Source organism: Dyadobacter sp., assembly GCF_017744695.1.
GTDB lineage: Bacteria > Bacteroidota > Bacteroidia > Cytophagales > Spirosomataceae > Dyadobacter.
In genome coordinates this window covers 1,876,797-1,890,454 of the sequence record NZ_JAGIAS010000001.1, presented here as the reverse complement: position 1 = coordinate 1,890,454, position 13,658 = coordinate 1,876,797, and the positions used below count along the sequence as shown (strand labels likewise).

The window sequence follows — 13,658 nt, the reverse complement described above, 5'->3', positions numbered from 1 at the left end:
GAAATTGTTACTAATCTTTAAATCATCTGCATCCGCATGCGTACATACTGGCTCAGATATTGCCTTTCCTGCTCCTTATGGGCCTTCATTGCCGCTTCGTACGAGCGTTGAACCACGTCGGTAGTAGTTTGAGTGTAAGCTGGCAGGGTTACGGGCCCAACCTCGAACACTTTTTCAATCCGAGTGACATATCTCAGGATTATACCGTCTCTTTCCTGGCTAAAATCCCACTCATCGCCATTTTCGGCGGTTGTAAACATGAATGAGCTGCCAGTTACGTACTCGTTGCGAATCGGTTCAATTACCAGGTCTTTAATCGTCTGCGTAGGCAGCGGCACAGCGTCATAGTGAAATCCCTTTTCGTCGATCGTATACGTAAGAGTCTTGTTTGTGGTCCTGCCGAGCACATAAACCATGTTGTGGTTAAAACAGGACACGATATCTTCCAGATCGGCACCATTCAATGCCCTTGGATCAATGATTTCGTAGAACCAACCGAGTTTTTGCGACCGTTGGTTGAATACGATGCCAGTACCGGGGATATGCACAACGCCATCGGCTCCGGAAACCGCCCGCACTTGACTAAGATTCTGAGGCACTATCCTCGTTTCCATTGCTTTTTTTGTTGTTTTTGGTCTGTTTAAACTCTTTGCCGAGCAGAGCAAGCGGACGGTTTGAGCCGTTCATGTAGGCTGTATCGCCGGTGCCGTCTGGTAGTTTCTCCATCTCTTCCAGGTCGCGCACTTCATCCAACTTGAAGAAGCCAGCGCCGGCCATTTTGGTGTAGTACTCTGCTTGTGCTTTCTGGTCGCCTTTCAGCAGACCTTTAAAATTGTGTCGGGTGAAAATCCCCTTTAATATTTCGTCCTTGCGCAGGCACTTGTAATCCAGCTCCTGCTCGAATTGAGTCGCGATGGGGATCAGTACCGAGTTCGTGAGCGCTATAAACATTTGCTCCACGCCAGTTCCCCATGAGCTTTGAACCTCAGTGTTCCCCAAAACCGAGAGCGGCAGGCCGAACATCATCGCGATCTCTTTCGCGGAGTGATTGAATAGTTCGTTCAACTGAGACTCAACCGGCGTCATACCGACCTTTGTGAATTTGGTCCCGTGAGAAAGGACTACCAGGCCAAACCCGCCATCATCGCCATCCTGCAACCCCTCGACCATCCGCTTTTTGATGATCTTTGCAGCATCCTCGTTTTTTGCGTCGCCACTTTCGATAATCCCGCCGACAAAGGTGCTTTTTGACAAAAACTTATCCTCAAATTGCTTTGCAAGCAGGTTGATTTTGATCGTTTGGGCCTGCCACGTAACAATCGAGCCTCCCCAATTGCCGTCAAAACTCAGGTCTTTTAACCAAATCACTTCATCCTCGGAAAGTGTCTTATTGAGGTGAGGGATCTTAAAATAGAACTCATCCGAAGAAGTGTCATGCAGGATGAACACTTTCGAGCATGGATAAGGGATGATTTCGGTTACCCTGTACAGATAATCACGTTTGATCTCTGCGATTGACCAGCCGTAGACCAGACAGTTCATTAACATTGTACGGTGCGCGATAAATGGCGACATATGCCGGTTCGCACGCTTGGTTAAAACCCAATGGAGCGGGTGCTCTGTGAATTTTTTACTACCACCTCCCGATTCAGAACGGTATACAGTATACGGCAGGCTCGAAAGGATGTTACTGATAAACCTGACACAACCGTAAAACGCAGCGATACTCATCGCGTTCCGTGGCGTCACAGACACATGCAGCTCATCCAATCCCAATTTCCGCGCAAACTCTTCCGCCGCATCCTTCGTAGATGCAACAGAACCGGATCCGTCCGAAACAGTAGCCGGCGTAACCGACCGCTCTTCAACGGGCTCAACAGGTGCGGGCTGGGATCTCTCGCCAAATCGAAAGATGTTTGTCCAACTAGCCAATGAAATATAAGTTTGCTCGAAAGGTACGGAGGCGAAAACCCAATAATTGTAATTCCCAATACCTCCTTTGAAAATTATTTTGCTTTGTTGCCGTAATAAGCCGCTTTGAACGACTCAAACGAGGAATAATAGTTCTTGTAGCCGTCAGTCCAGCAGATCCGGTCTACGTGATCAAATGCGCGCCTTACGGTGGTTCCTGTGGCTAAATGGTCGTTGAACAGCTTAAAAAAAGCCGTTTTGGTCAGTTGTAAGTCTGTTTTCTGAATTTTCATGTTAATACACGCCGTATGATCCGTCGTTTTTAGATTCGCCCATTGTAGTATTCCATTTCGAGTAGGTGCCTATTGCTATGATACTCGCAATAATGCCATCGATTTTGTCGCGGCTTTTGTCCTTCACGGGCGTATAGTTGCCGTATGCATCAACCCGCATCGCCACATTCCCCAACATCCAGGAGGTAATTGGATTCCCATCGTGAAAAATCTCGCCGTTCAGTATCATTTCTTCGAACAACTTGGTAGCCGGAGCCATACCCGCGGCTTTTTGCTGGAAGACCTGCACTTTGTTGTAGTAATCCCAATTCAAGGATCCGTCCTCTCTGGTTACTGCTGCCCACCTGGTGCCCAGCTCCTCAGTCAATTCATCACGGAAATAGGGCGCCGAATATGGGTCGTAGCCGAGAAACATGAGCTCTTGCTCCATCGCCGCCTCGAAAATGTCCCTTTTGATGAAGTTGTAATCAGTCGTTTTACCGGGCGTCGGAATTAAGTGCCCCTCCTCAATCCACTGCTTGTAATCGATCCCGGACCGCACTGCATTTTCCGCTGCGATCTCCGAGCAATAGTGCCGAACCAGCAAGAACTTTTCTTCTGGAAAGAATGCAGCAAGTGAGGAGATATCACGGGACTGCCCCAAGTCAAGGCCGCCATACCACACGTTCCGGTTGGAAAGCGATTTGGCAATGTGCGGCCGGGCCAGCGCATCCCACGTTTCCGAAGGAATCCACGTAATGGCTGCGTCCACCCACATATTGAGGTGCTTTGTTTTAAAGTCAACCTCCTTGGTACCCGAAAGCAACGCCTGTTGGAATTGGCCGCGAAGGTGATCCATTTCAACGGAAATGCCGAGGTTAGGATTTGCTTTGCGCCACGTTTTCTCATCTTTCCAATCGTCGTCCTTGTCAATGCCATAAATCAGGATGAATGATTGATCGAGCTTTGACTTTCCTTTCAGTACACTGATACAGACTTCCCGGTACTTGTAGCACGGGCCTTGCTTATTGTCCCCAGCCGTAGTGATGATGAAGAAGATAGGTTGCTTGCGAGCTGCCATACCGGTCTGCAAACTGTTCCGGACACCATCGTTTTCGTGAACATGGTACTCATCAAGGATTACACCGTGCGGGTTTTTACCCTCTGTCGTCCGCTTGTCGTGCGAAACGGCCATGAACTTACCCCTCAGCTTTTTGTAGATCACGCTCCAAAGACTAACCTTCGCATGCTTCATCAGGGCCGGCGATCGCTCGACCATCGCTTTCGCCTCATCAAAGCACTGCATTGCCTGATCGCGGGTGAATGCCGCAGAATAGATTTCGGGTCCGTTTTCACCATCCCAAAATTGAAGCAGTAGCCCAATGGCGGCGGCGAAAGTGGTTTTCCCGTTCTTCTTCGGAATTTCAATGTAAGCCTCTCGGAACCTCCGTTTCCAACGATTTTTCTCTGAATCGTATGACTGCCAACCGAACAAGCTGATCACTACGAATGCTTGCCAGGGCGAGCATTCGAATTTTCCGCCATCGGTTTCGCCTTTCGACAATGATATCAGATCAAAGAACGAAATCGCAAACGTAGCCAGCCCCTCATTAAACCGTAGTGTCTTTCCGTCCTGCCTGCCTAAGTCTTTGAAATGGCGCTTAACAGCAAGTCGCACCAGTTCGCCGACAATGATCTTACCATCGCGGACATCCTCAGCATACTTTAAGCCAGATTCAAGCGTATTAGCCATTCAATTGTTGCAATTTTTTCATTGCCGCCATTAGCGGATCCTCACCTTTTTCCGGAGCTTCGATTCTCGCCCGGGCGGCCGGTGTAAAGCCGAACTGATTTGCAATTTTCAACGCGTTAGACAAAGCGGCATTTTTGATACCGACGGCCGGGTGCTGCTGTGAGTAGGTTCCCCCATCGCCTCGCTCGAAAGTCATGATCATACCTTCCTTTCGGATCACGTCGCACGCTTCAATGTACGATCCCATTTCATTGCAGTATGCGGAAAGCAGGGCCAGATCGGTATTTGCGAGGATGCCCATCTTGATCAGTTCGGTGCATGCCATCTTCCATTCCTTTTTGGCGGCGGCAGATAAATACTTCGGCGCCGATGGCGGGTGCTCGATAGTTGACGGCATGATTTCGTTTGTATTCGCGCGATCCTTCCGGGCCGTACCTTCCAGCTTTTTTTGCGCAGTCGGTTTACGTGGTCTACCTGGTCCCATTTTTCAAAAAAAAAATCAATTGTTACTCTTGATACCCCCACCCCCTGAATTTTGACATTGTACTCAGATGGGGGCGGCGGGCATTGTCACGGGGTCACCTTTAAAGTTTTGACCCCTCCCCTGTAGTAGGACTACTACAAGCCCAAAAAACGGCTCAGAACGCTGGAAACGGCCTTTCTCTATCATAGTCCCTTTTTCACCCTAATTCACCCACTATCATCCCCATACGCTTCGCAATGACCAAGAGCTCTCCATTTGATATGGCTGTCTCTCCTGTCAACTTCAAAGCATCGAAGGCCTGCTGCGCACGTTCTAATGCTGCTTGCTCCTTCTCAATAAGAATCTGGATGACGTCAGCTACATCCTCTGCATCAAAGTGTATTCCAAAAGCGGATACCATGCGATCTCCCCGTTTCGTTTGATACCTCTTTTCAAGTGCTTCCGACAGTTTATTCATGTGCTGCTCGTGGTGCACAACATAAGCATGCAGGTTGGTCGCATGATCTAATTGTTCCTTTGTCATGATACTTTGTTGCTAAATGATTAATTAATATGATAATTTGCCTTTAATGACATTAACTATGGTTCTAGCTTGAATTCACCTTTACCGATCACTTCATGAGTAAGTACTTTCCACCTAAATTTGATCAAAGTGCATTTTCTTGCCCAAACTGCAATGTTCTAGCAAATCAGACCTGGTCACATTATATATTATGCTATTATGACAGGAGCAATGTTGCTTTTCACCTCCATCAAGCCGACCCTACATTGAACTACTCAATTGCCCAATGTACTCATTGCAAGGATCTCTCTTTTTGGAAAAGAGAAAAACTACTATTTCCAAATGTTTCAACCGTTGAAGAAGCAAATCCAGATTTGCCGGACGATATTAAAGCAGACTACAATGAGGCCAAAGATATACTCAATACATCCCCAAGGAGCTCAGCCGCATTACTACGACTTGCACTTCAAAAAATTCTAGCTCACATAGGCGAGAAGGGCAATAACATCAACGATGACATCAAAAACCTTGTCAAGCGCGGTCTCCCAGCACAGTTTCAGCAGGCTCTCGACTCTATTCGAGTGATCGGCAACAATGCTGTTCATCCTGGCCAAATAGATTTGAATGACAATCCTGAAATAGCAAGAGCCCTATTCGGCCTTTTAAATGTTATCTGCCATTACTTCATTACCCAACCAAAGAAAATTGCTGAAATATACGGGGCACTTCCTGAGAAAGACCTTAATAACATTGCAAAACGGGACGGCGCGCCGACTTGATGTTTTTTATTTAAACTGAGCTTCATCCTGAACTTTTCGGCATTCTTGGCCGTACATCAACCGTTATTCATATGTATGACCTCTACCTCTCTATCAAGGACTCGATCTTAACGCAATTCCCAGGATCGAATGTACTGCTTGAAATTCCACCGGGTGTAACGCCTAATGTTTTCGAATCGACAATTTCCGTCGACTGGTCACCGCCTACCCTGTTTCAAATTTCGAACTCCCAATTCGGGGATAATCCGGATGCATTATTCATTTCACTGTTTCCGGTCATCTATATTGATCAAAAAGGGAAATGTTGCCCGATTGATTATTTTACCCGCAATGAAGTCGAGTTTACCGACGAAGGCGGTAGATCGCTCTCCATCGTCAAGATGGAGGCGACCGATCAATATCGGCTGGTTTTGATAGATTTCGCTTCGAAGGATGCTGATATAGTAGAGTCATTCGCTTGTGGGGCTGAAATAATTAGTCAACTTATTGATATACTTTCCGTTCAAGATACTGGCCGTCCATATTGATCAGTCTTTTTCCTATGCCTCGCCTCCTCAGCGCTTTTTATTGTGTGACAGCGCTTGCAGAGGCTTTGCAGGTTTTTGGGGTCGAAGGGAGCGCCTCCAACCTCCAACGGGACAATATGATCAACCTGAACGGCCTCTACCAAACGCCCTTTTCTGTCGCAAATCTGACAATATGGAAAGTCCCGCAGCTGCTGAGGCCGTACCCTGTCGCGCCACTCTCTGCAATCGCGTATTTTTCTTACCTCGGCGGCGGTTCGTGGGGTGAGTCCAATTAATTCGCTCATAAGCGGCTAAAACGAGGCACCTGCCGATTGCACGACAGTATGCATTTACTGACTTTGTCGCAGCCGCCAACGTGCCACAGACCATTTCAAACTGTAAATTCTGGTAAGTCGCTATGAGGTCATTCGCAGCTTTTCTCATTAATTCCTGGTCAATGACCAGCTTAGCCTGATACTCTTTCAAGCGAATAGCGTGGATCTTCATGACTCGATGAATCGTTTGTTCCGGCGTAATTCGTTGACCTTTCCCCTAAGTCGTCGGCATTCATCTTCTCTCTGAATTAATCGGTCCTCAGCCAATGACGCTCGTTCATGCTGGCGAACAAGCCCGATGACTGTTTGAGACTTCTCGTATCTTAATCGCTCAATCACTCTCAGCCAGCGGCGTTTTCGACACAGCCAAATGATAAGCCATAAAATGCTCGTACAAATCGCGGAAAGCAATGAAACAGTGATCATAGTTGTGATGAAGAATATGCCTCTGAGGCTGTGTGAAACAAAGTATCATCCGAAAACCATCCGAACGGCTTCCCGTCCTTGGAAACAAGGATTTCGCTTCCCTGGTACCTGTCGACAGTGCAAGACTGGACTGTATCCTTGGTTTCAACGTAGTATGCTACCTGCCCTGGATGAAACTTCTGCTTGCCGGGGATACCCTCGTCTGCCTCCCTGAGGCTATCACAGTGCTTTTTGTAAAGCTTTATGTTTTCAAAGCTTTTTTGTAGTAAAGCTGCTTCACTCATGATTTGTATCGGATTTCGTGGATTTGCAAAAGGAGATCAGGGAACGATTGGTGATTGGGTCCGTCGATAATGCAAAGATTCCCGGCAACACAGGCACGATCCTCGACTGCCAGAGCCTCGACTTCGATCAGCATGCGCATACCGGGCTTCAGATTCACAATCCGGGCTACATCTGAATTCTTTGGGGAGCGATCGAATGGGACCGCATCGACGAGTTCTGACTTCGACCTGCGAGCTTTTCGTTGGGTTGGCACCATGTTAATTTGTTTGTTGATGAAGTGATGCATAGTCTGGGTCAGCCAATCGGTCTGCTAACGGCGTAGCCAAACTCAACAAGCCCAAATATAGATAATAGTTATTATTAATACCATTCAATAGACAATATCTATTTCTATTTCTGCAAATAGTACAACATTTTTGTCACCAGTTACAACCTCGACTTCTCCTACTATCCATGAATCTTGACGAAATACAATCATTGCTGACAGAAGCAATCACATACCCATTAAAATTCAACAACGAGGATAACCCGTCAGAGGTCAGGGGACTTTCCAGGTATCGAATTATCTTGGAAGAACTTCGTCGACTTGGAATCGAGTCAAAAACAATTGGCGACTTTTCAATATTTCTTCATAGTTATCCTAACTCCGACCTATTGGGGGCCGATTCTGAGACTATGAAGTACATTTTAACCAGGTCAATCGAATTGCGAGAAGCTCTCGTTGCTGTAAGCAACTTCATATCTAGAACCTTTCCTCCCCTTGACGAAGATAGCTTGCGGATACGACTACCTGATGGCAACGGCTTTCAAGATCTTGAAAAGTACACGAGCGCCTTCAAAATAGCGTTCACTCTTCCTTTGCGCCACCCTCAAGTCGACGGCACGATTCAGATACTTCGAGGCGAGCCCGGGTCCGTATGGCTAGTGGTTAAGGTTCTTGGAATTGGGAAAATGGCATATAAGTTAATAAACGATATCTGCTGGTCGGCCGCAGTCATCTGGAGAAAGGTTCTGGATAACAAAATGGTAGCTCAAGAGGTGAGATCATATAAATTAAAAAACGATTATCTGGAGATGATATTGGGCGCCCAGAAGCAGCTTATCAGCGACCATGTGGAGACAGAAGTCTCAGGCATTATTACGAGAAATGGATTAAAAGCTGACCCTGAATATCGATCTCAACTGGCCAAATCCATCATGGCCATGCACGAGTTGTTTATAAAAGGTGCAGAAGTTCAACCTTCTTTGAAGGAAGCGAATAACGGTCCTGAGAAATTTCCGGATATCAAACAGCTACAATCGGTGGAGTCGCGGGTAAAAGCCCTTCCCGAGCAAGCAGAAGGTGCCAAAATTCCTCCATTGGCTAAAGTAAAACATACCGGTTCGCCCAAAATCAGAAAATCCCCTAAACAATGAAAGAATTTATTGTACTAGCAATCGAAGTTACTCGAAAGCATTGGCCTGAACTTGAAGAATTACCTTCTGATAACAGTAAAAATGCCGCTCTGCCAGTCTACGAGGCTATTTTATCGTACGAGTCTCCGACGATACTTGTAATTTTTAACACCTTCGAGAACCAGGTAAAAGTCGTCTGCCAGACATTCGCCGATTCGGATGAACTCAGACAATATGCCGCGGCGAAGTTCAAAAATCCTGCTTTTAAAACCCTTCCGCGGCATGAGGCGCGCTTTTTCACTTACGAGGGAGATCCGGCAAGCATTCGTAAAGTGACGCCAGTGCCGAAGACGGCCGTCGCGGCAGGCCCACAGGTTGAAGGGTTACCGACCGAAGAAGAGCTATTACACATCATAAAGGATTGTTTCGACCAGCTCGGAGTAAAGTTTTGAAACGATAGGTAACTAAAAACGGGAGCTGCGAGGCTCCCGTTTTATTTTTAAATCGGTTCGAATTGAATTGCATCATTCACCGGGTGAAATTTGTACTCTTGAGTAGCGAGAGAAAAAGCGATTTCTAATCCCCGGCTAGAAATGTCATAATTGACTCCGAGGTAATGCCTCAGACATGACGCGTCACTATCGTTCCATGCTTTGTACTCAGGTTCACGCCTCCAAGGAAGCTCCCCAATAACATCCACGTTGTGAGTCAGACGGTTAAATGCGATATTACCTGCCAATTTTGAGTCATTTTGCAAAATCAGTTTATGGTTTGGGATAGATCCTTCTGGACTACCTCCCCTTTTAAGAGTTAATTTTGACTCCCAATTGGGCGTAGGCGGTGGATAATTCGTGAGGGGCCTGTCCGTAATGTTAAAGACCGGCTTTGTAACGGCCTCAATATTACATTCGTGGCTGGGGTATGATCTTTCCTCATCCTTAGTATCTCCAAATGTTTTTAATGTGTACCAAAATCGGCCATTGACAGACGGCTCGATTTTAGTAATCATGCCGACATATTTATCGTCCACTCGAATAGTCTGCCCTTCAATATAAGGTGAGGCGTTAAGATTTCTAGGTGACGCAAGATACATGCGTTTACCGTTCCTGAAAATTCTGTGTGGGTCCAACATAATGTCCACTTCTGGAGCTTTATACCCGTCATGCAAGGCAAAAATTGTCCCCGGTAGCTGTTTGTTAATAACCCATACTCTTTGGCCTAAAAAGAGATTTCCGAATTGTTCTTTTTTCATTATCGAGGGGATTAAGTCTTAAGTGAAAATAATAAAATTTTAGTCCAGCAATTGGGCACCGCAGACGTATTGCCAATAGCGTCTGAATTTTCCGTGATCTCAAAAACTGGTAATTGATCTAAATTAAGCAAGGTTAATAGTTATGCCTTTGATTATCAAAAAATTGATTTTCCATTTTACTAAAAAATAAGGTGGATACTACCCGTTATGCACTTCGCTACCGTTAATTTCCATATTTCCATATTTTCTCCATAGGCAGTAGTTATTTATACTCTATATAAATAATCTACCCCTATTTAAATATTATGTTATTATATAATTAACGGTAGTATAAGTAGTGAAAATAATTAACTATTTGAATTTCAAATAGTTAATTATTTTCAAAAACTTCCAATGATTTCCTGGCCGTCCCGTGTATGCTCACTTCGCTCGCGGTTCCGCCGGTCGGGTTTTCAGAATCCACACGCCGATATGCTCTTTGGTTCCCGTAGACTTTAAATTCAGTCTTTGATTTATAGGGCTTCCACCCTGGCATCTTTCGCATTATGTTGTGTATAAATCGGGTGTTCTGGGACGACATGTCTTTTGTCGAACCCCCAAGGGCTTCCACCCATATTTCAGCGGCGCAAACTCGGGTTCTCGTGGTGAGTCCTGGTTTTGACGAATCCCCGTATTCGAAATAGATTTTTCGCTGGACCGGCTCCATAGAATCCCAACCGTCCGGTAACTTCATTTCTAAAAACCTGTGAATTAGCCCTTGGCGCTCATCTGATACAGTATGATCAGCCTGAGTTTCTCGTGCTAAGGCCTCCAATTCCGGAGTTAAATACAGCAGCTCCGTTTTATGCAGTACGAAAGCTTCTGCCCAAATTTGGTCAACTTCATATGGGTCGAGAAACTCACCCTCGATAATTTTCTTTGGCGGATTTACGAATACGACAACAGGCCAAAACCTTCTGTTACCCGTTTGGCTCGATAAGAATTCTTCATTATTTGACGACCCTATAAATACGCACTGTCTTTTGAATGAGGACTGGTGCTCCCCTCGCGTCACCCGATATCGATCCACAGTCGTCGTAATGAAACTTTTTGCAGCCTCAACCTCAGCTCTGTTAAGCCCTGACATCTCCGGAATTTCAATGATCCAAACACCTCGCACTTGTTCTTGCGCCCGAACTCCGTTACCCCCATGTAGCATTGAAAAATTAAAGGTCTCAGAGAACCATTCCTTTCCTAATGATTTTGCTAATGTACTTTTCTTGGTCCCTTCCGTACTTATTAAAGTCAAAATGTAGTCAAATTTCGCCCCTGGCCGGAACACCCTCGTCACCGCTGCGCACAACGTTTTACGTATGAATGCGCGTGCGAGAGGGGTATCTTCGGCGCCTAAGTAGTCGGTTAGTAGCGTGTCTACTCGTGGAACGCCGTCCCATTTCAGGCCTGATAAATACTCTCTGATCGGGTGAAACTGATTCTCTTTTGCTATCAACGGATAGGTATCATCAATTATGGGGCTTCGCTTAATATTGTAAGGGTTTTTCCCCAAATAGTTCCGAAGCCCCTTAACATCATTATCAGCTATTTGGCGGATCCCAGGCACTGAGTCCCAAGGGACGGGGCCTTCTATATTGATGTGTTCTGAAAACTCGTTGAATTTAAAACGCCCCTTCAATGCTGGATCTGACCTAAGAATGAGCTCGATGTTATGGGGCGAAGTGATAAATCTACCTTTGGTATCGAATTCTGCTTTGGAAACCCAGTCCAATTCCTTCTTACCACCAGGTATATCCGCGAAATCAACCCCAGCCTCCGCAAACTTTGCCGCGGCATTTAACGCCTTCACCTTTGGATCGTTCCTGATCAAATCCAGCATTGCCATGAAAGAAGGCTTTTTATTAATCGGGGTATCTTCGGCCACATTAGCATCCATTGGCTCGTACAGGTGAATTCGAACCAAATCGACGACGTTACATAGCCGACTATACGCGGGGTCCGTCATATGGTTACTGTAAAGGAAGAGCCCATCTGTATATTCAACAGCTCCGGCATGCCCACTGCCAGCCTTATAGGTCCATCTTCCCGACATATCAGTTTCTTCGTATACGTTAGGTAGGTATTCGTAAATTACGTCCGATACAGTCGGATATGCCTGGCAAAAGAGACCAATCAGACCACCTTTCTCCCGCGGGTCTGCCTGTGTTTGCTTTCTGAACGCAGCGTCCCTGATCTGTTTGGTTTCCCTGCTTGTTCGAGGCCACTCGCTTTGGTCTTCCCAGTTCCGATACATCCCTTTAACCTCGTCGACGCATATCCGGGGCCCCTCGATCCGTTTAAAAATAAATTCACCGACCATATCTTTACTGACCGAGGGCAAGTGCATGAACTGGGTAACCCTGAAAGAAGTATGGTCACACTGCTCAATACCAAACATTTCTCCGGTTTTACGTGCCACGGGCTCGTATTCGTCTGGACGGAGTTCTCGGTCAGGAATTAGTATTAGCCTAAGTCGGGGTTTTTCTGCTGAATGCTTACGCGTTGAGTAGATTATGGCGTCGTACCCGAATAGCATCTCATAATCCTCGGAGAATCCCAGCTTTGCAAAATCCAAATCGATCGTAATAACAGACCTGTGAAGAACGTTTGTGTTCTTTCGGACACCGTTGGGCAGATACCCACCGAAAAACCCGCCCACATCCTTGATTCGATCTTGTTCGCCGGTGGGCATTTTAAGGTATTCTGCGAAGGTTTCATTGGTAACCTGCGGCTCTGAGCACATTTTCGCCAAAGTCTCGACGCTCATTTGTTTGTTCTGCCACGTCTTTGTATTCCGGTGTTTGCCTATGGCAATGTCTAATAAATCCATTTTGTATGATTAGAATGTTAAATGAAGAGGCGCCCTTCTACCAGCTAAACGGGAGAGTCTACCTTCTTGACTGCGGCATACCAGATCCAGGGATTTGATATTTCCCGCTTTCCAAACCTCTCGTCATAAATCTCATAGAAAACCCGCCGGATGCCGTCGCCGCAATTGAAAGCCTCGACACTGCCTTCGTCCGTGGCCATCCCTCGACTGTAAGAATCAGCTATACGAACCCCGGTTTCATACATTTCTTCATGTGTCAGATCCATTAACCTGCACACTTTAAGCTCTAACACTTCAAGCCATAGCCGGCTTACATATATCGGCATCGTTACAGGCAATAGCCAACGGGCGCCCGGCAATTCAGGTTCGGTAGCCTTAAAGTGAAGTTTCTCCCGGACGTAGCGGCCACCTATTTGTTTGAAACCCGAGAACGTTTCCCTGCACCACAGGATCGTCCCGGGTTGATCGAAGGGTGTACTTTCACAAACGTTGTTATCCCAGTTGCCGGCATCAACAAGTAGATAAATATCCTTCCGATTTCCGTTTTGAAGCACCTGCTTGATTATGCCCCTGGGCTGCTGTCTGAGAGGCCGAACCAGAGCCCGCTGTACTTCCTCTAAGAGTAAGGGAATTTCCTGAGGTAAAGGATAGAATGGTTTCATGGCGTTACGGCTATTTTCAGTTTCAAATTCGTGACTTTGCACCCGTAGTAAACTGAATAGTTGCCCTGGACTACATTACTCCAAAAATCAAAACCTTCTGGCGTCCAGTCCCACACGAACGCGGAACCGAGGTGTGATATTGGCCCTTTCGGATTGGGCATTGGGTAATCGATTTGCCGACGCTGCGCCAGCTCCCGTAAACCGGGAGGTAACTGAGATATAAGCATAATTGG

The 13,658-nt window shown here is 46.4% G+C and carries 17 protein-coding genes; 5 read left to right on the top strand and 12 right to left on the bottom strand.

Features of this window, described 5'->3' with window-relative positions:
* Window positions 1-17: 17 nt before the first annotated feature.
* From J7619_RS07580 to J7619_RS07555, 6 genes are all read right to left on the bottom strand, one after another.
* Window positions 18-614 (bottom strand): HK97 family phage prohead protease, encoded by a 597-nt coding sequence (locus J7619_RS07580; RefSeq protein WP_291196396.1) that lies wholly within the window; start codon window positions 612-614, stop codon window positions 18-20.
* A complete protein-coding gene (locus J7619_RS07575; RefSeq protein WP_291196393.1) occupies window positions 583-1,932 on the bottom strand; it encodes a phage portal protein in 1,350 nt (449 codons plus the stop codon). The genes J7619_RS07580 and J7619_RS07575 overlap by 32 nt, the downstream gene beginning before the upstream one ends.
* A gap of 74 nt (window positions 1,933-2,006) precedes the next feature.
* A complete protein-coding gene (locus J7619_RS07570; protein ID WP_291196390.1) occupies window positions 2,007-2,204 on the bottom strand; it encodes a hypothetical protein in 198 nt (65 codons plus the stop codon).
* 1 nt (window position 2,205) lies between these two features.
* Entirely contained in the window at window positions 2,206-3,936 is a 1,731-nt protein-coding gene (locus J7619_RS07565) for a terminase large subunit (protein ID WP_291196387.1), read from the bottom strand.
* Window positions 3,929-4,420 carry a phage terminase small subunit P27 family gene (locus tag J7619_RS07560; protein ID WP_291196384.1) on the bottom strand — a complete coding sequence of 164 codons (492 nt, stop codon included), beginning with the start codon at window positions 4,418-4,420 and terminating at the stop codon, window positions 3,929-3,931. Before J7619_RS07560 ends, J7619_RS07565 begins: the two co-directional genes overlap by 8 nt.
* A gap of 196 nt (window positions 4,421-4,616) precedes the next feature.
* A complete protein-coding gene (locus J7619_RS07555) occupies window positions 4,617-4,943 on the bottom strand; it encodes a hypothetical protein (RefSeq protein WP_291196381.1) in 327 nt (108 codons plus the stop codon).
* A gap of 245 nt (window positions 4,944-5,188) precedes the next feature.
* On the opposite strand from J7619_RS07555, the gene J7619_RS07550 reads away from it, so the two are divergent.
* Both J7619_RS07550 and J7619_RS07545 read left to right on the top strand, forming a co-directional pair.
* Complete coding sequence (locus J7619_RS07550; RefSeq protein ID WP_291196378.1) at window positions 5,189-5,701, top strand: DUF4145 domain-containing protein; 513 nt, start codon at window positions 5,189-5,191, stop codon at window positions 5,699-5,701.
* A gap of 71 nt (window positions 5,702-5,772) precedes the next feature.
* Window positions 5,773-6,228 (top strand): hypothetical protein, encoded by a 456-nt coding sequence (locus J7619_RS07545; RefSeq protein ID WP_291196375.1) that lies wholly within the window; start codon window positions 5,773-5,775, stop codon window positions 6,226-6,228.
* Here the strand turns inward: J7619_RS07545 and J7619_RS32230 are convergent.
* Both J7619_RS32230 and J7619_RS07535 read right to left on the bottom strand, forming a co-directional pair.
* Window positions 6,204-6,512, bottom strand: coding sequence for an HNH endonuclease (locus tag J7619_RS32230; RefSeq protein WP_409012710.1), 309 nt, complete (start codon window positions 6,510-6,512; stop codon window positions 6,204-6,206). The genes J7619_RS07545 and J7619_RS32230 overlap by 25 nt on opposite strands.
* 452 nt (window positions 6,513-6,964) lie before the next feature.
* A complete protein-coding gene (locus J7619_RS07535; protein ID WP_291196369.1) occupies window positions 6,965-7,252 on the bottom strand; it encodes a hypothetical protein in 288 nt (95 codons plus the stop codon).
* Between the two features lie 17 nt (window positions 7,253-7,269).
* Here J7619_RS07535 and J7619_RS07530 point away from each other — a divergent pair, with 17 nt between their 5' ends.
* The 3 genes from J7619_RS07530 (at window position 7,270) to J7619_RS07520 (ending at window position 9,100) form a co-directional block, all read left to right on the top strand.
* The gene (locus J7619_RS07530; protein WP_291196366.1) at window positions 7,270-7,428 is read left to right on the top strand and encodes a hypothetical protein; all 159 of its coding nucleotides are present in this window, start codon (window positions 7,270-7,272) and stop codon (window positions 7,426-7,428) included.
* A gap of 278 nt (window positions 7,429-7,706) precedes the next feature.
* A complete protein-coding gene (locus tag J7619_RS07525) occupies window positions 7,707-8,669 on the top strand; it encodes a hypothetical protein (RefSeq protein ID WP_291196363.1) in 963 nt (320 codons plus the stop codon).
* The gene (locus J7619_RS07520) at window positions 8,666-9,100 is read left to right on the top strand and encodes a hypothetical protein (RefSeq protein WP_291196360.1); all 435 of its coding nucleotides are present in this window, start codon (window positions 8,666-8,668) and stop codon (window positions 9,098-9,100) included. The genes J7619_RS07525 and J7619_RS07520 overlap by 4 nt, the downstream gene beginning before the upstream one ends.
* Before the next feature lie 47 nt (window positions 9,101-9,147).
* Here the strand turns inward: J7619_RS07520 and J7619_RS07515 are convergent, their stop codons facing one another.
* The 4 genes from J7619_RS07515 to J7619_RS07500 all read right to left on the bottom strand — a co-directional run bounded on the left by J7619_RS07515 (window position 9,148) and on the right by J7619_RS07500 (window position 13,652).
* Complete coding sequence (locus J7619_RS07515) at window positions 9,148-9,900, bottom strand: hypothetical protein (protein WP_291196357.1); 753 nt, start codon at window positions 9,898-9,900, stop codon at window positions 9,148-9,150.
* A gap of 370 nt (window positions 9,901-10,270) precedes the next feature.
* Complete coding sequence (locus J7619_RS07510; RefSeq protein ID WP_291196354.1) at window positions 10,271-12,763, bottom strand: virulence-associated E family protein; 2,493 nt, start codon at window positions 12,761-12,763, stop codon at window positions 10,271-10,273.
* A gap of 44 nt (window positions 12,764-12,807) precedes the next feature.
* Window positions 12,808-13,425 carry a hypothetical protein gene (locus J7619_RS07505; RefSeq protein WP_291196351.1) on the bottom strand — a complete coding sequence of 206 codons (618 nt, stop codon included), beginning with the start codon at window positions 13,423-13,425 and terminating at the stop codon, window positions 12,808-12,810.
* Window positions 13,422-13,652 (bottom strand): hypothetical protein, encoded by a 231-nt coding sequence (locus tag J7619_RS07500; protein ID WP_291196348.1) that lies wholly within the window; start codon window positions 13,650-13,652, stop codon window positions 13,422-13,424. Before J7619_RS07500 ends, J7619_RS07505 begins: the two co-directional genes overlap by 4 nt.
* Window positions 13,653-13,658 lie beyond the last annotated feature (6 nt).